At 42.3% G+C, this 26,946-nt stretch carries 27 protein-coding genes, 1 tRNA gene and 1 pseudogene; 20 read left to right on the top strand and 9 right to left on the bottom strand.

The genetic code is table 11. The features are described from left to right. Window positions 1-45 precede the first annotated feature (45 nt). Both NWP17_RS07265 and NWP17_RS07260 read left to right on the top strand, forming a co-directional pair. Window positions 46-2,181, top strand: coding sequence for a PhoX family protein (locus NWP17_RS07265; protein WP_280654243.1), 2,136 nt, complete (start codon window positions 46-48; stop codon window positions 2,179-2,181). 118 nt (window positions 2,182-2,299) lie between these two features. Further along, on the top strand, window positions 2,300-3,502 hold the full coding sequence (locus NWP17_RS07260) for an argininosuccinate synthase (protein ID WP_280654242.1): 1,203 nt from the start codon (window positions 2,300-2,302) through the stop codon (window positions 3,500-3,502). A gap of 25 nt (window positions 3,503-3,527) precedes the next feature. Here the strand turns inward: NWP17_RS07260 and NWP17_RS07255 are convergent, their stop codons facing one another. After that, window positions 3,528-4,157, bottom strand: a complete 630-nt coding sequence (locus NWP17_RS07255) for a DedA family protein (RefSeq protein ID WP_280654241.1) — start codon at window positions 4,155-4,157, stop codon at window positions 3,528-3,530. Between the two features lie 322 nt (window positions 4,158-4,479). Between NWP17_RS07255 and NWP17_RS07250 the strand changes: the two genes are divergently transcribed. Further along, window positions 4,480-4,827, top strand: coding sequence for an STAS domain-containing protein (locus NWP17_RS07250; RefSeq protein ID WP_280654240.1), 348 nt, complete (start codon window positions 4,480-4,482; stop codon window positions 4,825-4,827). Between the two features lie 198 nt (window positions 4,828-5,025). On the opposite strand, the gene NWP17_RS07245 is transcribed toward NWP17_RS07250, so the two are convergent. Beyond that, window positions 5,026-5,586: an Npun_F5560 family protein gene (locus NWP17_RS07245; protein ID WP_280654239.1), complete on the bottom strand. Its 561-nt coding sequence runs from the start codon at window positions 5,584-5,586 to the stop codon at window positions 5,026-5,028. A gap of 207 nt (window positions 5,587-5,793) precedes the next feature. Continuing rightward, a complete protein-coding gene (gene rpsF, locus NWP17_RS07240) occupies window positions 5,794-6,129 on the bottom strand; it encodes a 30S ribosomal protein S6 (RefSeq protein ID WP_280654238.1) in 336 nt (111 codons plus the stop codon). Between the two features lie 249 nt (window positions 6,130-6,378). Here rpsF and NWP17_RS07235 point away from each other — a divergent pair, with 249 nt between their 5' ends. Next, on the top strand, window positions 6,379-7,152 hold the full coding sequence (locus NWP17_RS07235; RefSeq protein WP_280654237.1) for a fumarylacetoacetate hydrolase family protein: 774 nt from the start codon (window positions 6,379-6,381) through the stop codon (window positions 7,150-7,152). A 12-nt stretch (window positions 7,153-7,164) separates the two neighbouring features. Here the strand turns inward: NWP17_RS07235 and NWP17_RS07230 are convergent, their stop codons facing one another. Next, window positions 7,165-7,641, bottom strand: coding sequence for a Tic20 family protein (locus NWP17_RS07230; protein ID WP_280654236.1), 477 nt, complete (start codon window positions 7,639-7,641; stop codon window positions 7,165-7,167). A gap of 481 nt (window positions 7,642-8,122) precedes the next feature. On the opposite strand from NWP17_RS07230, the gene glyA reads away from it, so the two are divergent. Next, complete coding sequence (gene glyA / locus NWP17_RS07225; RefSeq protein WP_280654235.1) at window positions 8,123-9,406, top strand: serine hydroxymethyltransferase; 1,284 nt, start codon at window positions 8,123-8,125, stop codon at window positions 9,404-9,406. 93 nt (window positions 9,407-9,499) lie between these two features. Continuing rightward, complete coding sequence (locus NWP17_RS07220) at window positions 9,500-10,753, top strand: competence/damage-inducible protein A (protein WP_280654234.1); 1,254 nt, start codon at window positions 9,500-9,502, stop codon at window positions 10,751-10,753. A 74-nt stretch (window positions 10,754-10,827) separates the two neighbouring features. Here NWP17_RS07220 and NWP17_RS07215 read toward each other — a convergent pair whose 3' ends face one another. Both NWP17_RS07215 and NWP17_RS07210 read right to left on the bottom strand, forming a co-directional pair. Then, entirely contained in the window at window positions 10,828-11,892 is a 1,065-nt protein-coding gene (locus NWP17_RS07215; protein WP_280654233.1) for a tellurite resistance TerB family protein, read from the bottom strand. A gap of 418 nt (window positions 11,893-12,310) precedes the next feature. Further along, window positions 12,311-12,712 (bottom strand): hypothetical protein, encoded by a 402-nt coding sequence (locus NWP17_RS07210; RefSeq protein WP_280654263.1) that lies wholly within the window; start codon window positions 12,710-12,712, stop codon window positions 12,311-12,313. A 143-nt stretch (window positions 12,713-12,855) separates the two neighbouring features. Between NWP17_RS07210 and NWP17_RS07205 the strand changes: the two genes are divergently transcribed. Continuing rightward, entirely contained in the window at window positions 12,856-14,055 is a 1,200-nt protein-coding gene (locus NWP17_RS07205; protein WP_280654232.1) for an FAD-dependent monooxygenase, read from the top strand. 29 nt (window positions 14,056-14,084) lie between these two features. After that, window positions 14,085-14,369, top strand: coding sequence for a hypothetical protein (locus tag NWP17_RS07200; protein ID WP_280654231.1), 285 nt, complete (start codon window positions 14,085-14,087; stop codon window positions 14,367-14,369). Between the two features lie 57 nt (window positions 14,370-14,426). Here NWP17_RS07200 and NWP17_RS07195 read toward each other — a convergent pair whose 3' ends face one another. Then, on the bottom strand, window positions 14,427-15,503 hold the full coding sequence (locus NWP17_RS07195; protein WP_280654230.1) for a response regulator: 1,077 nt from the start codon (window positions 15,501-15,503) through the stop codon (window positions 14,427-14,429). Between the two features lie 1,209 nt (window positions 15,504-16,712). Here NWP17_RS07195 and NWP17_RS07190 point away from each other — a divergent pair. The 10 genes and pseudogenes from NWP17_RS07190 to NWP17_RS07145 all read left to right on the top strand — a co-directional run bounded on the left by NWP17_RS07190 (window position 16,713) and on the right by NWP17_RS07145 (window position 24,410). Further along, window positions 16,713-17,651, top strand: a complete 939-nt coding sequence (locus NWP17_RS07190) for an RluA family pseudouridine synthase (protein WP_425332654.1) — start codon at window positions 16,713-16,715, stop codon at window positions 17,649-17,651. A gap of 742 nt (window positions 17,652-18,393) precedes the next feature. Beyond that, window positions 18,394-18,915 carry a C-phycocyanin subunit beta gene (locus NWP17_RS07185; RefSeq protein WP_280654229.1) on the top strand — a complete coding sequence of 174 codons (522 nt, stop codon included), beginning with the start codon at window positions 18,394-18,396 and terminating at the stop codon, window positions 18,913-18,915. Window positions 18,916-19,016: 101 nt separating this feature from the next. Further along, window positions 19,017-19,508 (top strand): C-phycocyanin subunit alpha, encoded by a 492-nt coding sequence (gene cpcA / locus NWP17_RS07180; RefSeq protein ID WP_280654228.1) that lies wholly within the window; start codon window positions 19,017-19,019, stop codon window positions 19,506-19,508. Window positions 19,509-19,692: 184 nt separating this feature from the next. Beyond that, a complete protein-coding gene (locus tag NWP17_RS07175; protein ID WP_280654227.1) occupies window positions 19,693-20,553 on the top strand; it encodes a phycobilisome rod-core linker polypeptide in 861 nt (286 codons plus the stop codon). A gap of 33 nt (window positions 20,554-20,586) precedes the next feature. Beyond that, window positions 20,587-20,829, top strand: coding sequence for a rod-capping linker protein CpcD (locus NWP17_RS07170; protein WP_280654226.1), 243 nt, complete (start codon window positions 20,587-20,589; stop codon window positions 20,827-20,829). Between the two features lie 10 nt (window positions 20,830-20,839). Beyond that, window positions 20,840-21,670: a C-phycocyanin alpha-cysteine-84 phycocyanobilin lyase subunit CpcE gene (locus tag NWP17_RS07165; RefSeq protein WP_280654225.1), complete on the top strand. Its 831-nt coding sequence runs from the start codon at window positions 20,840-20,842 to the stop codon at window positions 21,668-21,670. Window positions 21,671-21,808: 138 nt separating this feature from the next. Further along, window positions 21,809-22,405, top strand: a complete 597-nt coding sequence (locus NWP17_RS07160) for a C-phycocyanin alpha-cysteine-84 phycocyanobilin lyase subunit CpcF (RefSeq protein WP_280654224.1) — start codon at window positions 21,809-21,811, stop codon at window positions 22,403-22,405. A gap of 40 nt (window positions 22,406-22,445) precedes the next feature. Beyond that, a complete protein-coding gene (locus tag NWP17_RS07155) occupies window positions 22,446-23,285 on the top strand; it encodes a phycobilisome rod-core linker protein CpcG1 (protein ID WP_280654223.1) in 840 nt (279 codons plus the stop codon). 32 nt (window positions 23,286-23,317) lie between these two features. Beyond that, window positions 23,318-23,494 (top strand): annotated as a pseudogene (locus NWP17_RS07150) (phycobilisome rod-core linker polypeptide); the annotation flags it as partial. 148 nt (window positions 23,495-23,642) lie between these two features. After that, window positions 23,643-24,410, top strand: a complete 768-nt coding sequence (locus NWP17_RS07145; protein WP_280654222.1) for a phycobilisome rod-core linker protein CpcG4 — start codon at window positions 23,643-23,645, stop codon at window positions 24,408-24,410. Between the two features lie 90 nt (window positions 24,411-24,500). On the opposite strand, the gene NWP17_RS07140 is transcribed toward NWP17_RS07145, so the two are convergent. Continuing rightward, window positions 24,501-24,851: an ArsR/SmtB family transcription factor gene (locus NWP17_RS07140; RefSeq protein WP_280654221.1), complete on the bottom strand. Its 351-nt coding sequence runs from the start codon at window positions 24,849-24,851 to the stop codon at window positions 24,501-24,503. Between the two features lie 131 nt (window positions 24,852-24,982). On the opposite strand from NWP17_RS07140, the gene NWP17_RS07135 reads away from it, so the two are divergent. Both NWP17_RS07135 and NWP17_RS07130 read left to right on the top strand, forming a co-directional pair. Further along, window positions 24,983-25,852: a metal ABC transporter permease gene (locus NWP17_RS07135; RefSeq protein WP_280654220.1), complete on the top strand. Its 870-nt coding sequence runs from the start codon at window positions 24,983-24,985 to the stop codon at window positions 25,850-25,852. A 76-nt stretch (window positions 25,853-25,928) separates the two neighbouring features. Then, window positions 25,929-26,001: transfer RNA gene (locus tag NWP17_RS07130), tRNA-Phe, on the top strand. A 636-nt stretch (window positions 26,002-26,637) separates the two neighbouring features. Here the strand turns inward: NWP17_RS07130 and NWP17_RS07125 are convergent. Further along, window positions 26,638-26,946: hypothetical protein (locus NWP17_RS07125; RefSeq protein WP_280654219.1), on the bottom strand; the 309-nt coding region annotated here is incomplete at its 5' end.

Raw genomic sequence — 26,946 nt, 5'->3', positions numbered from 1 at the left:
AAAGCTCAAAGCCACTGATTTTGCAAACTCCCGTGAGGTTTTTTTATGAAAGGACCACTTCACCCCAAGAACGACAAAACCCTAAACCCATCCGGTAACGAGTCAATTCGTGACGTGATTGGGCGCGTAAACATGAAACGCCGACGCTTCATATTCACAGCTGTAGGTGCTTCAGTAGCAACTGTTTTAGGCAATGTTACTATCCGTGGCTTACTGCAAACCGTGGCAACATCCCCGTTAGCCCCTGGAATGGGATTTGCTGGTATTGGCTTCGAGGGTATTGAGCCAAACTTACTCAATCCAGCCACGGGACTATTAGAGAAGGATCTTGTGACTGTTCCTCGAGGCTATAAAGCTCAAGTGTTAGTTGCTTGGGGTGATCCCATCATGCCCGGTGGCCCCAACTGGTCATCAGACGCTTCCCAAGATGCTGCCGCACAGGAAAAGCAATTCGGGATGAATGCTGATGGTATGCACTTCTTTCCTATGCCCAGAAGACAGAACTCAAGGGATCAAAATCAAACATATAACCAGGGGATACTCTGCGTCAATCATGAGTATACCCAAGAACATTTTCTCCATCCCGACGGTTTGGATGAAGTAAGCATTGAGAAAGTACGCAAATCTCAAGCTGCTCACGGCGTATCTATTGTAGAGATATCCAAGGACAATTCAGGTAATAACTGGAGTGTTAATCCTAATTCTCGTTATGGTCGTCGCATCACAGCTAACACCGAAATGCGAATTTCTGGACCTGTTGCAGGTAGCGACTTTGTGAAGTCGAAAAAGTTTAATATCAAACCCGAAGGCTCATTGGAAATCGGGGTAAACGACGGTTACACCGCTTATGGTACAGTCAACAACTGCTCCAACGGTTACACACCTTGGGGTACTTACCTCACCTGTGAGGAAAACTGGAACAACTATTTTACCAACCCCCTGGGAAATGATATCACACCAGTTCCGGGAGTGGACAAGTCTGATATTTTGCAAGGACAAAATCGTTACGGTATTGCCACATCCAATTCTCGCTATCCTTGGGCTGCAGCTGATCCCCGCTTCGATACCAGCACCAATCCTCTTGAACCTCATTTGTTCGGTTGGGTAGTGGAGATTGACCCCTATAATCCCCGCAGCAAACCAGTCAAGCGTACTGCTATGGGTCGCTTTAAGCACGAAAGCGCTCAATACGTTCTGGATGATAACAACCGTTTAGCTTTCTATATGGGTGACGACGAACGCAACGAGTACATTTATAAGTTTGTTTGCTCTCAACCTTATAATCCCCAAAATCCCAGTGCTAACCGTGACCTACTGGACTACGGTACTTTGTACGTTGCCAAGTTCAATGATAACGGCACCGGGGAGTGGCTACCCCTAGTTTATGGTCGGGGTGGTCTAACACCAGAAAACGGTTTTAACAGCCAAGCTGAAGTGCTGGTGAAAACAAGACAAGCTGCGGATCGAGTAGGTGCCACCATGATGGATCGTCCCGAATGGACTGCTGTGCGTCCTCGTATTGGTGGATACCAGGAAATTGAAGTCTACTGTACCTTGACCAACAACAACCGCCGTGGCACACAACCAGAATCTGTGAATGAGGCTGACGGCTCCAGCAAAGGTGGTAGTGCAAGTCCCCCTGTGAATGCTGCTAACCCCCGTCCAGATAACCGTTATGGTCACATCATCCGATGGCGTGAGGACGGGCGCACAGTAGCGGACACCACTTTCAATTGGGATATTTTTGTTGAGTGTGGCGACAAACTTGACTCTGACCCCCATCATGTCGGCAATATCAATGGTGACGACCTCAGTTCACCCGATGGTCTTCGGTTTGATGACTTTGGCCGTCTTTGGATTCAAACAGATCACGAGGGTGATGGTACTGATGATGTGGCTAACATTGGCAGTAACACCATGTCCTGTGCTAACCCCAATGATCCCAGAGAAATTAAACGCTTCCTCACCAGTCCAACGGACTGCGAAGTAAGTGGTATAGCCATGACCCCGGATGGTAAGGCTATGTTTGTCAACATTCAACATCCGAACTCTCGTGGAACCAAGGAAAATCCCACCAGTCGGGGTAACTGGCCTCACAGTCAGGGTTACGGTCCTTCTGGTCGTCCCCGTTCGGCAACAGTGTTAATTACTCGTGATGACGGTGGCATTATTGGCGCTTAATTTTTTAGGTACTAGTAATTGTGAAATTTTTGGGTAAAGACTCTTAATTAAAAGGGTTTTTTACCCACATATCTTATAATAGTGACTCATTGTCTTCCTAACTGGAGAAATCAAACCAATGGGTCGCGCTAAAAAGGTAGTTCTGGCATATTCTGGGGGAGTGGATACCTCCGTTTGTATCCCCTACCTAAAACATGAGTGGGGTGTTGAAGAAGTGATCACCCTGGCAGCAGATTTAGGTCAGGGAGATGAATTAGAGCCAATCCGAGAAAAAGCGCTTAAATCAGGTGCGAGTGAGTCCCTAGTGGCTGACGTGAAAGAGAGTTTTGTCAAAGATTATGCCTTTGCCGCGATTCAAGCAAATGCTCTCTATGAAAATCGCTATCCCTTGGGAACAGCCCTAGCTCGTCCGTTAATTGCTAAGGTATTAGTGGAAGTTGCGGATCAGTATGGTGCTGATGCCATCGCTCACGGTTGCACCGGGAAAGGTAATGATCAAGTTCGCTTTGATGTAGCCTGTGCTGCCCTAAATCCCCGTCTCAAAATCCTCGCCCCCGCCAGAGAATGGGGTATGAGTCGAGAGCAAACCATCGCCTACGGTGAGCAATTTGGCATCCCCTCACCAGTGAAAAAATCTTCTCCCTACAGCATTGATAAAAATTTACTGGGTCGTAGTATTGAAGCGGGCTTACTGGAAGATCCCACCGTGGAACCACCAGAAGAAATCTATGAAATGACCAAAGCTATCGCTGATACCCCCGACCAACCAGAGTACATTGAAATTGGTTTCACGCGAGGTATTCCCACCAGCCTTAACGGTACGCCTAAAAACCCAGTCGAGCTAATTCAACGACTCAATGAGGTAGTGGGAAATCACGGTGTTGGGCGCATCGACATGATGGAAAACCGCTTAGTGGGAATTAAATCACGGGAAATTTACGAATCCCCCGCGATGTTAGTGCTAATTCAGGCACACCGAGATTTAGAAAGCTTAACTTTGACAGCAGATGTCACCCACTACAAGCGAGGTCTGGAAGAAACTTATACCCAAATGGTTTATAACGGTCTGTGGTACAGTCCCCTGAAAGCTGCACTAGATGCCTTTATACAAAAAACTCAAGAACGAGTTTCCGGAACTGTAAGAGTGAAACTTTTTAAAGGTAACGCCACTGTGGTGGGGCGTTGCAGTGACCATTCACTCTATAGCCCAGATTTGGCAACCTACGGGGCAGAAGACCAATTTGACCACAAAGCTGCTGAAGGTTTTATTTACGTTTGGGGCTTACCAACCCGGATTTGGGCGCAGCAAAGTAGAAGTTAGAGTGTAAAAGGTGGGGAGTTTGTTTCTACTCTCCCGCCGCTCCCTTCACTGGGCGTGACTCTAACCAAATTGCTACAGCAATCAAAGCAACAATAATCAGTAAAGCCGCGATCGCAAATTGACTCACCCAGGTAACCAGTTGTTCCAGGGAAACCACTCTGCCCGCAAAAAAAGCTAAAGTTACCATCACACCACCCCAGGCAGTTGCTCCTGCTAAGTTATACAAAAAGAATTTGCCAAAAGGCATCTCCGCTATACCAGCCAGTGGTGCGGCGAAAATTCGCAATAATGCCAAAAATCTCCCAAAAAATACAGTCTTACTGGCATTTTCACCAAATTTATTTTTTATATTCAATAACCGTTCTTCAGAAATCCGCAACAATTTACCCAGTCGTAACAGCAAAGGCCAACCACCAAATTTACCAACCCAATAACCGCAAGTGCTACCAATCACAGCACCTACAACAGCATCACTGAGAACGAACCAATAGTTAAGTTCCTTACTACCAGCTAGAAATCCGCCCACTAAGGTCACGGTTTCACCAGGAAGGGGAATGCCCAAATTTTCCAGCAAAATTCCTAAAAAAATTGCCCAGTAACCATACTGGTGGGCAAATTCCTGGATGTTTTCTAGTGAAATTAGCTCAAGAGACATCCCACACCGCCTTTACAATTGTTTACGTTGTATATATCTTGGCCTTTTTCTGAGTCTGGTGTCAATACACTTGGCTCAATTGCTGGGGGAATTGGTCAACTATTTTTTTCAAAAAACTTTATAAAATTCTTGATAGCATATAAAAATATAGTAAAAGATACGGTTGATACCGAAATTATCAACGTGCTATGAATATATTTATAAAAGTTAACATACTCTTGATAGCATAAACACTGTAGTTAATTGCTTCTTTATTGACACTGAATTAGTACCCATGTCAAATTTCCCCCTTGTTACGAGTTCCAATTACTTAGATAAATTCATGACTATCTCACAAGATCAAGTAGTTTTATTCAAGCCCCAGGGTAGTATAGACTTCCAGAGTGGAATGGCTTTTAGCGCCCAGATGCTTGAGGTAACACCCCAACCTCATCAACTCTGGGTGATTGATCTTTCACAAGTAGATTTCATGGACAGTTCAGGACTAGTCCCCCTAATCAATGGACTAACATCAGCACGTGAACATGGTTGTCGTCTAGTTTTGTGTAATGTACAACCTCCAGTCCGATTAATTTTGGAATTAACACAGCTAGACTCAGTGTTTGAAATTTTTGATACCTACGAAGATATTTTTACTCGCACCAATGACAAAGATTTAGCCATAGCATAATTCACTCCACCCCACTAAAAGACCTAAACTGAGTTCATCCAGGTGCAGTGGGAAATTTGCCCAACAGGTAAGAGCAAATTTTGTTTATTTCCACCCAAGCTGCACCTGGTAAAAATTTTACTTCGTTACTGAAGGCTACAAAATTGACCCCTTGCAAACAGGCAAGTGGTTTATTATTGCCGAAAACCACCTATATTATCAAGCATTCTGTACGGTGGAAATATTTTTTTGCTCAGATTCTCTGCGGGGAAAACTTGGTAAATCAATGGCGCTGTGACTACTCGTGCGGGTTTTTAAGGCCAATCTGTAACTCACGCTTTGCAGTTCTGCCTGAAGTTTGCGGTTTTCTCGTTGTAATGCTGCCACTTTTTCTCTGACTGGAGCCATGCGCTCCTCAAACTTATGTCGGTAAATTTGAGGTAATTCTTGTACAACCTGCTCCAACATCCGACTGCGATCTGTGAGTTCTTGCACTGATTGCCGTAGTTGGTAAATTTCGGTATCACGATTGGTGATTTGTTCTTGGTAGAACATCACTTGCTGCTCAACCGCTTGCAATTGTTCTTGCAATACTTGCAACTCATGCCCATCATCTTCTTTTTCAGACCGCTGGGGCATAAAGTTATTGTTGCCCTTCACTAGTCGGAACAGTTCTTGAGATAACTGCTGCACTAATTGATCACGCAGCTGCAACTCTTGGCGCAACTGGGATACCTCGGTAGAGAGAGCTTGAATGTTGGGTGTATCAGTTTGGCTCACAGTGGCTTACAGCTCCCATTGGCGAATGCTTGTCTAATCTTAGGTAGGTATAACTGCGATAGTACTGCCTTAAGGAAGTACTTGTTATTTTAGTATTCCCAACTCAAACTAAAAAAACGCAGATGGTAAAAAAAATTTGGAAATTTTTGGTTTTCAGTGCTTAGTGTTGAGTTGAAAAAACTCAACACCTTTGTTTTACAACCTTTTTTAGGCAGAAACAGCAACTGTTTCTTCTGCTTCTACTTTTTCATCAGGTAGATCCTGTTTGATGGTCAAGTAGCGAATCACTTCCTCACTCAAACGCATAGCACGCTCCACGGGAGCGATGGCAGTTCCGGGTCCTGTATAGTTCATTTGAATGTAAATGCCATCCCGCTGCTTTTTGATTTCGTAAGCTAGGCGGCGTTTACCACGATTTTGAACTTCGATATTTTCAGCACCTTGTTCAGTGAGCAAGTTTTTGTATTTATTTATTGCTTGCTCTACCTGTTCATCCCCCAGATCAGGACGGAGAATGTAAGTTGTTTCGTAAACTGTGGACATGATTTTTACTTAACCTTATGGACATGGGCTGCTGATGTTATTTTATACGGTAGTAAGATAAAAGATACTAACTAGAATCAACATCTTAAGCAACAAGGAACTATAATTCTACCAGTTTTCTATTCACAGATCAAATTAATAGTACAGGTATACTGACCAATTTGGGACTATAGTTATAAGTCTTAGGCTCAAGCTCTGATTACAAACTCAAGATTGCTAATCGCAGAGAAAAGGATATTAATCAAGGTTATGGCGCAGCGCTATGTGCGAGTTCAAAATCTAGAAGGCAAAATTTACTACGGGTTGCTACAACTATCTCTCAATGTGCAGGTGCTAGATGCTCCGCCTTGGTTACAAGGGCAACCCACAGATTTAATTCTAGAACCGGAAAAATACCAAATTCTTACCCCCTGCGCTCCGTCAAAGGTTGTGGCAGTGGGCAAGAATTATGCAGACCATGCCCAAGAGATGGGCAGCACAGTTCCACTTGAACCGTTAATTTTTCTCAAACCGCCAACATCTATCATTGCCACGACAATGGAAATAAAGTATCCTCCCCAGTCCCAACGGGTAGACTACGAAGGGGAATTAGCACTGGTGATTGGCGATCGCACTTGTGATTGCACAATAGAAGAAGCCCAAACTAAAATTTGGGGCTACACCATCGCTAACGATGTAACAGCGCGGGATTTACAACAAAAAGATGGTCAGTGGACTCGCGCCAAAGGTTTTGATACTTTTTGCCCTCTAGGCCCTTGGATTGTCCGAGAATTAAATCCAGGGGCAAGATTACAAACCTTCCTCAATAACGAACCTGTTGCTGTACAATGTGCTTGTATTGATGAAATGGTGTTTCCTCCTGATGTTTTGGTTTCCTACATTAGTCAGGTGATGACCTTACTACCTGGGGATATAGTGCTAACTGGTACGCCCTTGGGTGTGGGTCCACTGCACATAGGCGATCGCGTGCGTGTGGAAATAGAAGGCATTGGTCGCCTAGAAAATACGGTAACTAGGCGTTAACCTTTAACTTTTTTAACGCACCTGCATATAAACTGCATCAGAAATGGCCGGAATTTCTGCATAACGTCCGAACAAGGATTGAGCAACAGAATACACAACAGCTACCACTATGCCCAAAAAGATGGTGTTGGCAAGGGTTTCTATAGCAAAGCCAGCACCAGGAACCGGACTAAGAATTTCCAGCAATATGGAACACAAAAATATCACAATGTCCAAAAGAATAGCCTGCATAGTGTTAAAACGAATAAAATGACTGATTTTTTCGTTTCTCACCACTAAGAAAAATAAAGCCAAGAAAATAATCAGGGTAGCAAAAGGAATGGTTCGATAAATGAGTAATACTGGACTCAAAGGAATCAACAGCAATCCCAGTATGGGAAACTCTCTAAACAAATAGCCACCGAAGGTTAAACCCTCAATCAGGGGTAGTAGGTAAGGTAAACAAGCAAAAATACGGTCAGAAACTGTTGTAGACCCGCGCCAAGTCATTGTGAGTTCTCCTATAGCTAAAATTTGAGGCTTCTTCAGCCTAGGATAACGCAGTTGCTTGGTGTTGCTGACCGAAATATCAACGGCGAGCAGAGATTCACTGATAAAAAAGGTGTCCAGTAAAAGCAAGGAACATCAGTAACGCTGGAATCCCACGCCTTGATAGCGTGGGGAGTGTCAACATCTATGGTTAACACCCTCTGATGGTCTATGAGATTAATAAGAAAAAATCCCTAATTAGACTTTATTTCACTATATGCTAGCTAGCCAAAACATTGAATCGTTAGTCACAAATCATACACAAGATTTAATAGTGTGCCTTGAAAGTGTACAATTTAGGGTCAGGAAAAAAATTGACGACAATTAACGCATTAACCCGATTGATATTTAATAATGAATAAGTCGGCACTAGATAAATTTTAGTCGTCAGCACTCATGAACATAAGTCTTACAGCCAGCCAAAATCTGAGGATAAATTTCAGTGAATAAAACTAACTTTGAATTTTTAGCCAACTCTGATCCCGCCATCGCTGGGTTAATTAACCAAGAGTTACAGCGTCAACGCGACCACTTAGAGTTGATTGCTAGTGAGAACTTTACTTCAGCAGCTGTCCTGGCTGCCCAAGGTTCGGTATTAACTAATAAATATGCCGAGGGATTACCTGGTAAACGCTACTATGGTGGTTGCGAATTTGTGGATCAAGTCGAACAAATAGCCATCGACCGAGCTAAACAGCTATTTGGTGCTGCTCATGCCAATGTGCAGCCCCATTCCGGCGCACAGGCGAATTTTGCAGTTTTCCTGACATTACTGCAACCAGGTGACAAAATTATGGGTATGGATTTGTCTCATGGCGGACATCTTACCCACGGTTCACCCGTGAATGTTTCCGGTAAGTGGTTTCAAGTTTGCCACTACGGTGTCAGTCAACAAACAGAAGAGTTAGACTATGAGCAAATTCGGGAGCAGGCGCTGAGGGAGCGTCCCAAGCTCTTAATTTGTGGATATTCAGCTTATCCCCGGATCATTGATTTTGAAAAGTTTCGCAGTATCGCCGATGAAGTGGGGGCTTACCTGCTAGCCGATATTGCCCATATTGCCGGTTTAGTTGCTAGCGGTGTTCACCCTAGCCCGATTCCTTACTGTGATGTAGTCACTACTACCACTCATAAAACCCTGCGTGGTCCTCGTGGCGGTTTGATTTTGAGTCGGGACGCTGAACTAGGTAAAAAGCTAGATAAATCAGTCTTCCCCGGTACTCAAGGCGGTCCGCTAGAACACGTAATTGCAGGTAAAGCAGTGGCTTTTGGCGAAGCACTCCAGCCTGATTTTCAAGACTATTGCGCCCAAGTGGTTGATAATGCCCGTGCTTTGGCTAATCAATTGCAAAACCGTGGTTTAAAATTAGTTTCCAATGGGACAGATAATCATTTGATGTTAGTAGATTTACAGAACATTGGACTCACGGGTAAACAGGCTGATCAATTAGTAAGTGAGGTGAATATCACTGCTAACAAAAATACAGTCCCCTTTGATCCTCAATCACCATTTGTTACCAGTGGTCTGAGGTTAGGTTCTCCAGCCATGACTACGCGCGGTTTAGGCATAGCAGAATTTATGGAGATTGGCAATATTATCGCTGATCGCCTGCTGAATCCTGAATCCGAGACGGTAGCCCAAGATTGTCGGCAACGGGTGGCTTCACTATGCCATCGCTTCCCCTTGTATCCACATCTACAGATTCCTGTGCCAGTATTAGCCTAGGGCGTGAGAGTAGGGGTATGGGCAGAAAATGCTTTTTCTCCCCTACCTTCCTACTCATTCCTACTAACCGCAATAACCAATCACTAATGACCAATGAGCGCAGAAATTATTTGTGTTGGTACAGAACTACTGTTAGGGGATATCCTCAACAGTAACTCCCAATATTTAGCCCAACAACTAGCCCAGTTAGGTATTCCGCACTATTATCAAACAGTGGTAGGCGATAATGCAGATAGATTAAAACAAGTTATAGAAATTGCCATATCAAGGGCGAAAATTCTCATTTTCACAGGTGGACTTGGCCCCACACCTGACGATCTCACCTGTGAAACTATCGCCGATTTTTTTGGCGTTCCGTTAATAGAACGTCCAGAAATCATTACAGATATTAGCCAGAAATTCGCTCAACGTGGTCGGGTAATGACTCCCACCAACCGTAAACAAGCATTAATCCCCCAAGGTGCGGATATTTTACCCAATCCCACAGGCACGGCACCGGGAATTATTTGGCAACCCCGCCCGGAAATCACAATACTTACCTTTCCCGGTGTCCCTTCGGAAATGCAGCGAATGTGGACGGAAACAGCAGTACCTTTTCTCAAAAACCAAGGCTGGGGCCAAGAAATTATTTACAGCCGCAGTTTAAAGTTTTGGGGTATTGGTGAATCAGCATTAGCAGAAAAAGTCGCCCCCTACTTTAATCTACCTAACCCCACGGTAGCCCCTTATGCGGGTAAAGGACAAGTGAGATTGAGAATTTCTGCCAAAGCTGCAACCACTACAGCAGCTGAGGCTTTGATTTTACCTGTGGAAAAACAACTAATAGATATTGCTGGCTTAGATTATTACGGCGCTGATCATGATACTTTAGCTGGTGTTGTTGGTCAGTTATTACGATTATCGAGGCAAACGCTATCAGTGGCAGAGTCCTGTACAGGTGGTACTTTAGGGCAAATGTTAACGGAAATTTCTGGTAGCTCTGATTACTTCTGGGGAGGGATAATTTCCTATGATAATTCTGTCAAAGTCAGCTTATTAGGAGTTAACCCAAAAGATATAGATCAGTTTGGTGCGGTGAGTAGTACTGTTGCTGAACAAATGGCAATGGGGGTAAAAACCCGTCTGTTAACAACGTGGGGATTAAGTATTACTGGTATAGCTGGCCCAACGGGAGGAACTGATACAAAGCCCGTGGGTTTAGTTTACATTGGTTTAGCTGGTCCAAATAATGAAGTAACGAGTTTTGAGTATCGCTTCGGCACAATAAGGGGACGCTCTTTAATTCGTTATGTCAGCGCCAACACAGCTTTAGATTTGCTGCGGCGAAAACTAATAACTCGTAGTTAATAAATAAAATTTATTTTCCATGGGGGTTTGTCACCGGACTTCGCCCCCTAGCTCTAATTCATCCCGTTGCTAACTTATTCAGTTTCGGTGAATTTCATAGTTTCCACAAAATCTAAAATACCATATCTAATGTCCTCAACTTCTTCTTGTGGAGAAATGGGTTTTTCATTCTTAAACAAGCTGTGCTGGCTGCTAACTATATACAAATGGTTAAAATTCAAAAATGCCAGCAGCCCCCGGTATGCCTTAAGTTCGTTGAGAGTGTGGTTATATTGTAACTTGGAACTAGTCGAATCTACTGGCATATCAATCAGCGCAAAGTAAGATCCCTCCATCACCTTTGGCAAATACTCACTATACCTTACCTCAGCTTCCGGCGTATTCCGAAAAATTACTTCCGGTACATACTTGTTTAGTAAGATGGCTTGTAAGTACTCTTCTTGTCCAATGGACTCCACCTCTTCCCACTCCTCTAAGGATATGCGGTAATAGTCGATTCTCAGCATTGTGCCGAAGTTATCAACAAAGCTAACTACGCCTTCTTGACTTTCTACTTTACCTCCCTGCTCTGGATCAACAGGAATTGGCACTAAAAAATTACCAGCAGGGGATTCATATACTTCGTCGCCATAATCTCTCACTATTACTGTGTCTTCTTCGTCATCTAGGTAAATTTCGTTTTCGCTCTCCTCATAAGCGGCGATTATGTCTTGTATGATTTCCTCCGCTTCTTCATCTTCTACTTCTAAAGCTTGTTGTAACTGTTTCAGATAGGACTGCTTGTGTCTCGCAATACTCAGTTCCTCTTCATCCACACTCACCATTACCCCAGTAGCAAAAGCATCTAAAACTCTTTCATCTGAAAGGCTGGTACTGGCCAAATTATATAAAGTTCCTACTCCCTCCTCTTCTGCAATCTCTATGAGTCTATCCAATATTTCTACAATCTGATCTTCTGAGTAGTCGTTGTCAAAAACCTCAAAGTCCCAAAGAATACTCGCTAAAACTTCTGCATCTACTTTTTCCACAGAAGAATCAGCCATTTCCGTTACTACTGCGATCGCGGCTACGGCTTCATCTAAACTCAGTAATTTGTTGGTGGTTTTTTTTGAATTAAAAATCTTGTCATATTTAGTCACAATTATGACCTCCTTTGGCGGCTGGTACTAACAGATTAAATGTTGAGAAACTTTTGTACTTGACTTAATCTCTCTGGTGAATAAGCAAAAGCGCTTCTTCACTTTAACTGTAAGGTAACTTTAGTCCAACTCCCGACTTACCCTGTGTTGAATATGAGTTATCAAGATACGTTGGAATTGGCTTAGTAACCTTAATGTCTGGATTAAACGGAGAATGCTTGAATATTTTACCCTTAATACTTACTCTACAATTCAATTACTATGGTAGTAATCCTCTTTTGCTGGAATCAGGTGGCAAATTAATTTTATCTATGGGTAGAATTATCAACTAACCATACATATGTTTCTATACCAAAGGTAGGATGCCATGCTCAGGTGCTGTTAGTTATTAGTCATTTTTAGCACTCACACTATTGGGTTAACCCAGGGGAGAAATGCGGGCTTCAATATCTTCCAAAGTTTTTAAGAGTAAACGCTGTGCTTGTAATTTCCAACCCCACTTTTGAATTCTGAAAGCAGCAACAATCCCCGCTAGACCTGCAAATAATACCAGGGGTTGATTGAGAGAAATTCCAAATAATAAACCTAATCCAGCCATTCCCCAAAATGGTAGAGCTACTACTTGTCTTTGTTCCTCGACAATATTAGTAATTATACTATGATTCATTGTACTTAATAATTCGGCTTTAATTTGCCTTTGTTCCGCAAGGGACACGGAAAAACTGATTTTACGGCGCAATTTCTCAATTTTGCGGGCATCAGTACTATATTGAGTTAGTTCATCTTCTGCCATTTGTAGTAGTCGTTGGAGTTGCTCCATTTTGCCTGCCATAAATTTATAATTTTTATAATTTTTATAATTTTACTAATGATTGCTGGTTTTGATGTTACTTTCTTACCTGCTATAGTTATCAAAACTCCCTGAGTAAATATATCATAACTTTGTTAAAGTAAGGTTGAATAATGGCAAAAATTATCATTGTCGGCGCTGGTCCAACGGGCGCATCACTGGCCCTACTCTTAGTAAAACATAGTATAAATGTAACGCTCATAGAAGCTGCAAAAGATTTTCATCGGGTATTCCGGGGTGAAGGTTTAATGCCTAGTGGGTTAGATGCACTGGCACAAATGGGATTATTGGAGTTGTTACACCATATTCCCCATCGACCACTAAAGGCTTGGGAATTTATTATTGGCGGGAAACATTTATTTCAAGTCCAGGAGCCAATGGGGGCAACTCGTCCTTGTACACTGGTATCACAACCCCCACTACTGCAAGCTCTAATTTCTCAAGCTCAAACTTATGATCAATTTGAATTTATCCAGGGTGTTACTGTTAAAGATTTACTCTGGAGTGATGAACGTGTGTCCGCTGTTATACTCAGTGATGGGCGACAAGTTGCAGCTGACTTAGTAATTGGGGCAGATGGTCGAGCTTCCATTGTTCGGGAACGTGCCGGATTAAAATTAGTATGTGAACCCAAAAGTATAGATATTCTCTGGTTTAAGTTGGCAGCCACTGCTGAGTTTGCGGATGATAATATATTTCGCACTATTGTCAATGGCGATCGCGTGTTTAGCATTTTTCATGGTGCTGAGGCTGGTAAACTGCATTTAGGTTGGGTAATATCGGCTAATGAAAAAACCGACCACAACCAGGCAAACTGGGGGGAAATTTTCGCCGCACTATCTCCCTCATGGTTAGCCGAACATTTCCGCAATTATGCCCACACAATCGAATCTCCGATTAAATTATCTGTAGTGGTGGGTCGTTGTCCACAATGGTACAAACCAGGAATACTGCTTTTAGGTGATGCCGCCCACCCCATGTCTCCTGTCCGCGCCCAAGGTATTAATATAGCATTGCGTGATGTTATTGTTGCTGCTAATCATCTGCTGCCTATATTGTCAGCAGACCCTGAACATAAAAATATTGACCTAGCACTATCATCTATTCAAGCCGAACGGGAGCCAGAAATTATCCGCGCCCAACAACTTCAATTACAAGAAGCAGCCCAAGGCGAACTACTACGGAAAAATCCACTGGTGCGATCGCTCTTAGCTCAATTTGCCCCTTTACTGGGTAGAATAATTAAACTATCTTGGTTAAGGCGACAACGTGAAATGCGCCAAGGCATAACCAAAGTAAATTTGACTGTTTGATTAACATCTGGTCTATAAAAATCAAACACATGAATAATAAACAAAAAGATATATTTTTTCAAATTCATCAGGGTATGGACAGAGAGGGTCCCGGTGATTATCACTCCACTAAAAGAGCTTTCTTAAAGTTGATTGATTTGCCATCACATCCCAAAATTTTAGATATAGAAAAAAAATTACAGGATTTACGACAGCACTATCAAAATGATGCAGAGGCTTTTGAAGTGATAGACATGGAGCAATCTGAGATTGACCTTTATCGCAAATACTCTAAATATTATGGTTATTTATTTTACATAATGCAGAAGCTGTAAATAATCATGAAAACATGACCTTACTTACATCCGGTGTTTGTAGTAATTATCAGCCAATTAGGGGATGTGTTGGAAGATTACTTTCAATAAATCCCCTTGTACAAAAGGTTTACCTAAAAAGCCCGTGGCTTTAACTAACTTTGCTTTAGCTCTATCTATCAAACCTGTTTTACCAGTCACCATAATTACAGGTGTATTTTTTAAAGATGGATGTTTACGCAATAAAGAGCATAATTCATACCCATTTAAATTAGGCATTTCCACATCTAATAAAATTATGTCTGGTTTGATCCGGATAATTTGCATTAAAGCGTTTAAAGAATCATTGATTGTAATCACAGAAAATATTTGGTCATCTAAAGAATTTTCAATAGTTTTTAATACTGTAGGACTATCATCAATACAGAGTATTGTGTAAAGTTTTTTGTCAGCCGATGCTGTGGGCTGCTGACCACTATCAGAAACTTGATCAATATTGTTTGTTGATGGTGGGAGAGGATCTGCTGTTTGATTGCTTGGGCTAACTGTGTGAGATTCTTTAACAGTTTGTGTTTGAGGTGGTAGCTGATTTAACTGTACAACTGTTGCTCTTGGTTTATAAGTTCTCTCATGGCTAACCCTTTGATGTTTTTCCACTAACAAACGGATATTTAAATGACAATATTTTGGCATATCATCGAGGAAGCTTTCCGGGAGAAATTCATAAGATCCCTCTTCCAGACTCAAAAACGTGTTTAATACTTCTAGCGCCAATTGCTCTATGAGTATTGCTGCTTGACCGGGAGTAATATATTTTTGGCTGACTAACCAACAAATAGCTAGATAATCTGGGTTTGGTATTGCTTGATCTTCAATACCGTTTTCAAATATGGCCTGTAACTGCTGATTAATTCCCCCTGGAAGTGTTGAGACTTGCTGACTTAAGATTTGCAAGTTTCTGTAAAGCGGCTCAAACATTTTCTCCGAGTAGCACGCATAAATTAGCTTACCCTCCTCTATGTAGATTGACCAGGAGCCAGATGTACTAAATACTTGCAAGCAACCGTTAACAGTCTTGCTCGTGATTTTTTTTAACAGAGATATGGGTTGGAGTTTTTGGAAGAATCTATATCTACTAATGGGAAGTGTCTTCATCGGCACAGATTTGAGATATAATTAAGGAATGACAGTAAAATTTTTCAACTTACTATTCAGCTAAATATAGCCGTCACATTTCGGTTAGTACAGAGATTTCTCACCCCTAACTCCGAATTGACCAATATGTGTTAAGCTATATTTGCCCAAATGACTAGCTACCGTGGTAATGGTATTTTAAAAATCAATTTGATTCAGTAGTCACTACTGGTATGTCAACACTACATCCAGTATGGATATAGTTAATTAAAGTAATTCAAGACTAATGACCCTGGGTAACAAATTGATTGTTGGTGATTTCGATCATTTGATTAATCTAACTGTAACCTAACTATTGCACATGGACTATTGGCTCTAGCCCATCAGTAGCAAAACTATTGCTTAGTTACGTATTTACTAGATTGATATTCCATTTAATAAGCACTTGAAGATCAGGTTTTCTAAATTTCCTGTGTATTATATGACTAAGTTACCGTAGCCAGTATTGTACACAGGTTTGAGATGGTGGATTTTCTTGCTTTGTTTGGCTGGGGTAAAATGCTTTGTTCTGACCTTGCTCCCCTGGCGCGGGTCAGGAAGACCTGCTGTAAGTATTCAGACTTGACGTTACACCACCAGCCAAAAAGTAGAGTACATTTTTTGAAAAGTTGTTTTTTTAGCTAAATGGTAGATAGCATATACTAGGAATCCGGTTTGATTGCTGAAATTACTTGTAGAGGCTGTTAACAGGGAACAGGCAAAAATAAATAACGTGTGCCGAATTTTTGCAAAAATCAAATAGCAGTCCTATAGTTAGTTAACTAATTTTCAGGTTACTATATTTTTCGTTAAAAGTACTAAAAAAAAATATAAATATTCTGATGAATAAGTAAAGGAAATGTGAATAAAAATTAGTGGTATTGTGTTCTACTTTTTTTCATAAAGTTAACTTTTTAAAAAATTATCGGATTTATTAAACACATGAGATATAAATGTAAATGATCATCCTGTAGCGCTCCTATCCTGCTTGCTGCTAATAAAACCCTTCGCTGCTTAATACAGTCCGGCTATAAATGTACCTCACTTCGGCAAAATTCCCTATATACAAATTAAATGCGTAACACCTTATTAAGTTCAAGTTCTTTTGTTGGTCGCCAGTTGGTTAAAATCAATAGTGTTGCCATTTATGCCTGCTTGAATGCAAGCAAGAGCAATTAATCCAGAAAAATTGTGACCACATTTAATTTACAAGTAGAAGAAACAAACACCCAGGGTCAACGCCTTGACCGCTACCTTTCAGAAGAACTACCAGAGTTATCCCGTTCTCGCATTCAGCAATTAATTGAACAGGGTCATGTCCAACTTAACCGCCAAATCTGCACAACTAAAAAAATCAATGTCAAAACAGGCGATGTGATCAGCTTAGACATTCCAGAAGTCCGACCCCTAGAACTGCAAGCCCAACATATCCCCCTAGATATCCTCTATGAAGACGAACAATTACTGATTCTCAACAAACCTGCGGGCTTAGTCGTCCATCCCGCGCCGGGTCATGCTGATGGCACTTTGGTTAATGCTTTGTTGGCACATTGTCCCCATCTTCCCGGAATTGGCGGTGTCCAACGTCCCGGCATTGTACATCGACTGGATAAGGATACAACCGGGGCGATCGCCATTGCCAAAACTGAAACAGCCTATCACAGCCTGCAAGCACAACTGCAAGCAAAAACAGCCCGGCGAGAATACTTGGGTATTGTTTACGGTGCGCCAAAAACTGAAAGTGGCATCATAGATTTTCCCATTGGTCGCCATCCCCAAGATAGAAAGAAAATGGCGGTTGTCCCCGTAGAAAAAGGCGGACGTTCTGCCCTCACCCATTGGCAAGTGTTGGAAAGACTCGGAAACCAGACATTAATCCTTTTTCGATTAGAAACAGGACGCACCCATCAAATTCGTGTCCACGCTGCCAAAATCGGTCATCCCATTGTGGGCGACTCAGTTTATGGTTCTGGTCGTTCTCTGGGGGTCAACTTACCAGGTCAAGCGCTGCACGCTTGGCGACTAAACTTACAACATCCCGTCTCTCAAGATTGGATTTCCGTGATTGCTCCCCCCCCTGAGACATTTACAACCTTGCTGGAAGTTTTGCGGCGACGAGTTAGCCTCTGAGTTGACCTACCCACCGACCTAGAAAAAAGTAGTCTGACATTCCCTCCCCGTCCCTTTAAAGTCCTGCCGATGCCCCTGTCCTAGCTTCTTATCCCATTCTTTTGCTCATAGCCAGTTGTAGCCCAGTTGGACTAGTAGCCACCAATATTGAGATTTGTAAACTTTTTTGCGCTTTTTTTACTGTTCCAAGATGAATTACAACCACTTGCAGCAACTTTAAAACCTATCATAATAACATTTTTTTATAAAAACAGCAATGATTAAAAATACCCATAGAAACCCTAACGTCCTGTATTTACTGGACTGTAAAAAAAAATTAAGAAAATATAAAAAATATAAATTGTTTACTGTTGTTTACCAATTGTGAAGTAATGTTACTAATTTGGTGGGGTTTTCTCAGGCAAAGCCCTTGTATGTAAAGGATTTGAGGTAGTTCTTATTCCCGCATCTTATTTATTCATAAAACGTAACAAACAAAGGATCTATACCATTGTATAAACATAATCTGAAGGGGTTAAACAACAGACGAAAGTCAAACAAGGCAATTACTTGAGTTAAAATAAACCTGTTTCTCATAATTAACCCAGGCTCTCATAATTGCTTGTTGATTGGGTAACAAGGAATTACAAGAGTAATTGACCAGCAGTTTGATCCGAAATCTGTTGTCAACTCCAAATTTGATAAAACATTGCCTGTTTTAATCTAGACATCTCACAACTAACGAATTAGGAGATTAAAGTTCATGACACTAGACGTATTTACCAAGGTAGTTTCTCAAGCTGACTCCAGAGGCGAGTTTTTGAGCAACGAGCAACTAGACGCTTTAACCAACGTTGTTAGAGAAGGCAACAAGCGTTTAGATACTGTTAACCGCATCACCAGCAACGCTTCCGCAATTGTGACCAACGCTGCTCGTTCTTTGTTTGAAGAACAACCCCAGTTGATCGCTCCTGGTGGTAATGCTTACACCAACCGTCGCATGGCTGCTTGCTTACGCGACATGGAAATTATCTTGCGCTACGTTACCTACGCTCTTTTGGCTGGTGATGCCAGTGTTTTAGACGATCGCTGCTTAAACGGCCTGCGCGAAACCTACCAAGCTCTAGGAACCCCCGGTTCTTCCGTAGCTGTAGGGATTCAAAAAATGAAAGAAGCTGCCATTGCCGTCGCTAACGATCCCAACGGTATCACCAAGGGCGATTGCAGCCAATTAATCTCTGAAGTAGCTAGCTACTTTGATCGCGCTGCCGCTGCGGTTGCTTAATATAACTGATTAATTCCAGTGCCTAAATAGTGCCTACATAGCGCCTAAATATTTAGGTAATTAGACCAAAAATTTACGAAATATCAAGGAGATTTGAGAAGATGGTTAAAACACCAATTACCGAAGCGATTGCATCTGCTGACACCCAAGGACGTTTCTTAAGCAACACCGAACTGCAAGCAGTCAACGGTCGTTATGTACGTGCTATGGCTAGCATGGAAGCTGCTCGTGCTTTGACTGCTAACGCCCAGCGCTTAATTGATGGTGCAACTGAGGCTGTATATCAAAAATTCCCTTACACTACCCAAACACCAGGACCTCAGTTTGCTTCTGATAGCCGTGGTAAAGCTAAGTGCGCTCGTGATGTTGGTCACTACCTCCGCATTGTTACTTACAGCTTAGTTGCTGGTGGTACTGGTCCTTTGGATGAATTTTTGATTGCCGGCTTGGCTGAAATTAACAACTCTTTTGATTTGTCTCCTAGCTGGTACGTTGAAGCTATCAAGTACATGAAAGCCAATCACGGATTGAGTGGACAAGCTGCTAACGAAGCTAATACCTACTTTGACTACGCTATCAACGCTCTGAGCTAATAGTGTATTGCCCGGAAAGGGATGTAAGTGCTGGATGAAGTTAGTCAGCTATGCTCTAGCTCACCTAGTAGTTGCATCTCCCTCCGGGCAAAGTTTTAGGAAGCAGAAAAATAAAACATCAAAGCTTTAGTAAAGTTGGCACTCGGTAAAAATAGCCGCAATGCAAATCAATAGGTGAGGCACAATGGCAATTACAGCAGCAGCATCCAGGCTAGGAACAGAGCCTTTTAGCGATGCACGTCCAATTGAACTGCGCCCCAAAGCCAGCAAAGAAGAGGTAGAAGTGGTTATCCGCGCCGTTTATCGGCAAGTTTTGGGTAATGACTATTTGATGGCATCGGAACGACTAGTCAGCGCTGAATCACTCCTGCGGGATGGTAACTTAACAGTGCGGGAGTTTGTCCGTAGCGTTGTTAAATCAGAACTATACAAAACCAAGTTTTTTTATTCCAATTTCCAAACCAGGTTCATTGAACTGAACTACAAGCATCTTTTGGGTCGCGCTCCCTATGATGAATCAGAAGTGGTGTACCACTTAGATTTGTATCAAAACAAAGGATACGATGCGGAAATAGATTCCTACGTTGATTCTCTGGAGTACCAAAATAACTTCGGTGAGAATATTGTTCCATATTACCGTGGTTTTGCCAGCCAACCAGGACAAAAGACAGTAGGCTTTACCCGTATGTTCCGGTTGTATCGGGGTTATGCTAATAGCGATCGCGCCCAGATAGAAGGTGCTAAATCCCGTTTAGCCCAAGATTTAGCTAGTAACAAAGCTTCTTCAATTGTCGGCCCATCTGGCAGCAATGATAACTGGAATTTCCGTGCTGCGGCAGATATAGCTCCCAAGAAGAAGTTAGGTAATGCTGTAGGAGTCAGCGATCGCGTCTACCGACTGGAAGTAACAGCCATCCGTGGTAGTGGCTATCCTAGTGTTAGACGCAGCACTACAGCAATAATCGTACCTTACGAGCGGCTTTCTGACAAAATCCAACAAATTCATCGACAAGGCGGCAAAATCGTCAGCATCACGTCAGCTTAAGCTGGCATTAACCACACAGGAGATGTAAAAGTAATGTTCGGTCAAACCACACTTGGGGCTAGTAGCGTTTCTTCATCTGCAAGCCGGGTATTTCGTTTTGAAGTCGTAGGTTTGCGCCAAAGCGCAGAAACCGACAAAAATAAATTCGATATTCGTCGTAGTGGCACTGTATTTCTCACAGTGCCATACAGTCGGATGAACGAAGAAATGCAACGGATTAACCGCTTAGGCGGCAAAATCGTTAATATTTCCCCATTGAGCGCAGAACAAAACTAATTTCCTGGCAATGAAAGAACCCACTGCGGAAGAATATTCAGCAGAAAACGCGCCTCAGTTAACACCAGAGCAAGCACTGGCTAACCTGCAATCACCCGATTTAAGTCTCCGCTATTACGCAGCCTGGTGGCTAGGCAAATTTAAGGTTAGCCACCCAGATGTGGTTAATGGCTTAATTGCAGCGTTAGAGGATGAAGCCGACAGAACAGAAATGGGAGGTTATCCACTGCGGCGCAATGCAGCCAGAGCATTGGGTAAAATAGGTGATAGCAAAGCTATACCAGGCTTAATTAAGTGCTTGGAATGCCCAGATTATTACGTAAGGGAAGCAGCAGCCCAATCTTTGCAAAAGCTAAAAGATAAAACTGCTACGCCAGCACTGATGGAAATGCTAGATGGAGGAGTGTGCGAGGCTGTGCAAGTACCAGGCCGGCCTCATCTGAGCCAGCCCTATGAAGCGGTAATAGAAGCCTTGGGAGCTATTGGTGCAACTGAGGCTATTTTTTTAATTTCACCGTTTTTAGAGCATGACCTCCCCGCGGTACAATGTGCGGCAGCTAGAGCAATGTACCAACTAACACAAGACCCGGTTTATGGGGATAAGTTAGTGGCTATGTTGTTTAGTAATGACCTGAAATTGCGCCGCCTGGTATTAGCAGACTTAGGTGCTATTGGTTACATGGCAGCAGCAGAAGCCATCGCCAACACCAAGGCAGAAAATAGCTTTAAGCTCATGGCGTTGAAAGGATTGCTTGAGCATCAACTGACCCAAGACTTAGAAGCCCCATTCCTTACTGATCATGCCATCCAGGTGATGAACTTAATGGATTCACTTTTGTAGTCATCAGTTGTATGACTTATTAAATCATGTCGTAAACCTTGCGTAGCGTGTCTGATGACCGCCTAGCAACATCAGTTTAGAATCCCCTGGGATTCTAAACTGATGAGAAGTCAATGATTAATTAGCAACCCCTGACTCATGACTGATGAACTAATTCGCGCCGTCGCCCTGGCAGATACACCAGAAAAAATGGTGGTGGCAGTCAAAAACTTGGCAGCAGCCCAAGATGTGGCAGCTATTCCCACACTAATAGCAGTGTTTGGGTATAATAACCCCGCTGCGGCAACAGTGGCAGTGGGGGCATTAACAGCAATGGGGGAAGTGGCAGTTCCACAATTGCTATCCCAAATTGATGATTATAACTATGGCGCACGGGCTTATTCTATTCGCACCCTAGCAGCGATCGCTGATCCTCGCGCCCTAGAAGTTTTAATCACCGCAGCAGCCACAGACTTTGCTCCTAGTGTCCGCAGGGCTGCTGCTAAGGGATTGGGAACTTTACACTGGCATAAACTCAACTCTCCCCACCGGGAAACAGCGCTGACCAAAGCCTTAGAAACCTTGCTGTTAACTTCCCAAGACCCAGAATGGTCAATCCGTTATGCTGCTGTTGTCGGTTTACAAGCTTTGGCTCAAATACCTGAATTGCAGATCCCCATCCAGGCTAGACTCAATCAGATGTTAGCCACTGATCAAGAAATGGCAATTCGCGCTCGTGTACAGATGGCTATGTAAATCACGACATTAGATATCATAAAACAAGGAAAAAGTAAATATGTCAATACCATTGCTCAATTATCCACTCACTAGCCAAAACCAGCGTGTAGAAGGCTATGAAGTCCCCAACGAAGACACACCAACAGTCTATCGGTTAGCGGATGCTACCTCAGCTACAGATATTGATGCCATTATTTGGGCAGCATATCGGCAAATCTTCAGCGAACACCTGATCATTGAAAGTAATCGCCAAAAATTTCTAGAATCTCAATTACGAAATCGGGCTATTAACGTCCGGGACTTGATCCGGGGCTTGGGTAAATCAGAAGTTTACCGGACACAAGTAGCAGAGATTAACACCAACTATCGCTTAGTAGACATCACTTTAAAGCGGTTTTTGGGACGCGCAGCCTACAACAAACAAGAAGAAATTGCTTGGTCCATTGTCATTGGTACTAAAGGGTTACACGGTTTCATTGATACCCTGTTAGACAGTGATGAATATTTTCAAAACTTTGGCGATGACATCGTACCTTTCCAACGCCGGCGCTACAAAGACAGACCCTTTAACTTAGTTAATCCTCGTTACAGTTCCTACTGGCGCGATCGCATGATGTTAGAATCCATCGGTGGACCTTCCTCCTACACCGCCCGCACCACAGGAGTGGCTAGTAAACAAGAAATTCGTCGAGTAATTCCTGCCAACTTTATAGAAATGGCTGGAACAATGATCACCAATGAGCGTAACTACCAACGGACAGTAGCCACAGTTACCTCTCAAATCAAAGATATGCAAATTCCCGACACTTCCAGGGAAGTGGCCACAGCACAACCCACCATGAAACCTGTAGCTGTTTCCCTTCCTTATCGTTACATTCCCAAAAACCCCACCAATTAAAACCAAACTCACCAATACTAAAAAAAATGGCTTATAAACCAGGAGACATCAATAACTTCATGGAATTAGCTAATTCCATCCAAATCAACACCTTGAAATTTACACCAGTTAACCTGGCAAACATTCAAATTCCCGATATGACAAGAGATACTAACCCCCTAGGTGTTCCTGTGTCCATCAATTCTAGTGCCAATTTCCCCCTGCGGTAAATTGCTGAGGAATTAGCTCTTGTCATTAACATAATGCGAGAGAATAAATAAAGCACAAGTGAAGGTGTCAGGATTAAAACCTCCTTCAGTTTTGCAGCTACTTTTTGTTTAATTGTTCTTTAATTATTGATCAGAGGAAGAAAGCAGTATGTCTCTGCCATTACTTCAATACAAACCCACCACTCAAAATCACCGGGTCAGTAGCTTTGGTATAGCTGACCAAAACGAAGACACACCATACATCTACCGTATTGAAGATGTCAGTTCTTACACTGATATCCAGAATATTATTTGGGCAGCCTATCGGCAAATTTTCAGTGAACATGAAATTCTCAAGTTCAACCGCCAAAAAGCCTTGGAATCTCAACTCAAAATCGGCTCACTATCTGTGCGCGACTTCATCAGGGGGTTAGCCAAATCCGAAGCCTTCTATCGTTTAGTTGTCTCAGCCAACAACAACTACCGTTTAGTAGATATCACCCTCAAGCGCATACTAGGCCGTGGGTCTTACAACAAAGAAGAACAAATTGCTTGGTCAATTGTGATTGCTACCAAAGGTTTTGGCGGCTTTGTTGATGCTTTAGTAGACAGTGAAGAATACAGCCAAAACTTCGGCGATAATATCGTACCCTACCAGCGCAAACGCATGGAAGGTCGTCCCCACAACCTGGTAACACCTCGTTACGGTGAAGACTTCCAAGAAAAAGTCGGCACAGTAACAACCGATTGGCGGTTTATTCTGGAGAAATTCTACACCCGCAAATTTCAGGAAAAACGCCTACGGGAAGGCGACCCCCGCAAATATGCTGACATGGCAGCAGCAGTTAGTGGCAAAGGCAACTATGCCCAGAAGATTTCTGCATTTGATATTGATTATCTTAATGCAGTTCCTTACCGTGGTAGTAGCAAACGTTAGAATTTAAAATCTAACTGTTGAAAATTCACACGGGGTCTAGTTTGTCCGTTGATGTGACCAAGGGTTTGCAGCGTTGATGTTACCTTGGCGTTATGTTAAGGAAGAACTAGACTCCGGTTCATCTAGATGTTCGGCAACAGCCTGATAAAGATGGAAAATATGATTATCGTGGAGATGATAAAATATATTACGTCCTTGCCTACGGTAGCCCACTAACCGCATTACTCGTAAGTTTCGCAGCTGATGTGAAACAGCAGATTCACTCATGTTTAATAATGCTGCTAAATCACTAACGCATAGTTCTTGGTTAGCTAAAAAAGAAAGAATTCGCAAGCGATTAGGATCTCCCAAGAAGCTGAAAAATTCTGCCATTCGTTGAGCTTTTTCGGTGCTGAGAGTTTGATTTGCTAAATGTTGCACAATATATAAGCTGTTACCCATTTAATTTGTATATCCCTAGGGAAGATGCCAGCACTACAAGATTTATACTTAGTGTTTGTATCTCATGTGTCTATAAAATCCTATATCTATGATAGTCTATATCCTCCGTTCCCTAAAAGATTATTGTAATTATGTATTTATGCTTAATTTACCAGAACAACTTGCTGGCGATCGCCACCAGTTTGGAATTTGTCAATTTGTTACAATTTCCCTTTATGCAGCGTGCCCTGGTGGGTGCTGTGTTAATGGGAATACTAGGCGGGTTACTTGGTAGTTTTGCTACATTACGCCAGTTGTCATTTTTTAGCCATGCTGTTGGTCATGCAGCATTAATTGGGGTGGTCTTGGGTGTATTACTACAATTAAATCCCACTTGGATGCTGTTGCCTTTTAGCCTGGTTTTTGGACTGGTTGTTCTCTACCTCATCGACAAAACTGATTTAGCCAGTGACAGCATTCTCAGTATAGTGCTATCAGGAGCATTAGGTATTGGCGTAATTCTGACTACCCTCGTTCCGGGTTATCGGGGGAACTTAATGAAAGTATTGTTTGGGGACATTCTGGCTATCAATTCTACAGATTTGATTTTGACCACAGTTTTACTGGTAGCCAGTAGCATATTTTTATTTTCAACCCTGCAACAACAAATCCTGTTGACCCTTAACCCGGATGTAGCCCAAGTCCAAGGAGTTCCAGTTCAATTGTATCGCTATGGCTTTGTCATTTTACTTTCTCTGGCTGTTGCCATAGCCATTACAGCTGTGGGTGTTTTGCTAGTAAACGCTTTTTTGGTAATTCCCGCCTCTACAGCCAAACTGATGAGTTATCAGTTTAGCCGCTTTTTGCTTCTATCCATCATCCTGGGTTCTACCACCAGCCTTACTGGTATTATGGTTTCCGGTATTTTTAACCTGCCATCAGGTCCTAGTATTGTCTTGGTGCAGTTTGTATTTTTTGTAGCAGTTTTTTTGTTGGTTAAGTTGAAGTTGAGATGGGGTTAAACTTTTTTTCTTTAACCCCTTGCCAAACCATTTTTCTTGTGCTACATTTAGTTATTGTGGGTGAAAAACAAACCCTGCCGGGATAGCTCAGTTGGTAGAGCAGAGGACTGAAAATCCTCGTGTCACCAGTTCAAGTCTGGTTCCTGGCATTTTTTTATGGCTAGACTTAGAGGGAATTTGAGGGCATAACCCAAACTCTATAAAACCTACTTTAACCCATATTTAACCCACGTCAACATACTACGTAAAGTAATTTTGTGTAATACGTACATAAGTACTATAACAAGTTGATATAAATATGGGATAATAATATTAGAGGCTAGAACCCTTACTGTATAACAGTTAGAGGGATTTAGAGAGAGGGTCAAACCTTATAAGCCTTATACAGTAAGGGTTGTAGAATTTTCTTATTGAGAATTGATGAGAATAGCCTAGGGTCCCTACCAAATAATCAGGGTTACAGGGTTTACAGACCAACGCAAAAAAATAGCTGTAACCCTTATTCAGTAAAGGTTACAGCTATCAAGGTAAGTTATGATGTATTTTATGGCATAACTTATGGCATAAAATATAAACTGTCTATCATCTTGGTAATGATTGGATGAGTTAAACGTATTGCAGTCATAGGACTGGTAACGGTCTTACCGTTTATGCAGCGTTTACAATTCCAGTAACCAAGTTCTTTACGAAAGTACCCATACTTACCATCCTCTCTAGTAAGGCTAAATTCTGAGAGGCTATTAAGGAAGTCAGGGTTAATCAAGCTGTAACCGTCTTTAGTTTGTCTAAACATCTTTACCTCTCAGTGACCCATATTCTTGCAGTAAGATAGTTGCCTCTCTAAGTAGGTGATTTAAATCATCTACTTCCAATGACCAACGTGTAGCTATGTCTCTAACATCAATTCTCATATGGTAGTATTCAAACCATATTTGATGTAAATTCAATTCGTATTTAGCCTCTCTTAACCCATAGCTTAATTTTTCAGACAGTTTTAACCAATTCCATTCATCAAAGTTGTAACCATCTTCCACAGGTAAATTCAATGTTTCTTGTATCTGAGTGCAAGTTAGGATTAGTTCAATTTCATCTTT

Source organism: Chrysosporum bergii ANA360D (assembly GCF_029891735.1).
Taxonomy (GTDB): Bacteria; Cyanobacteriota; Cyanobacteriia; order Cyanobacteriales; family Nostocaceae; genus Umezakia; species Umezakia bergii.
This window is presented reverse-complemented; position numbering and strand designations above follow the sequence as displayed.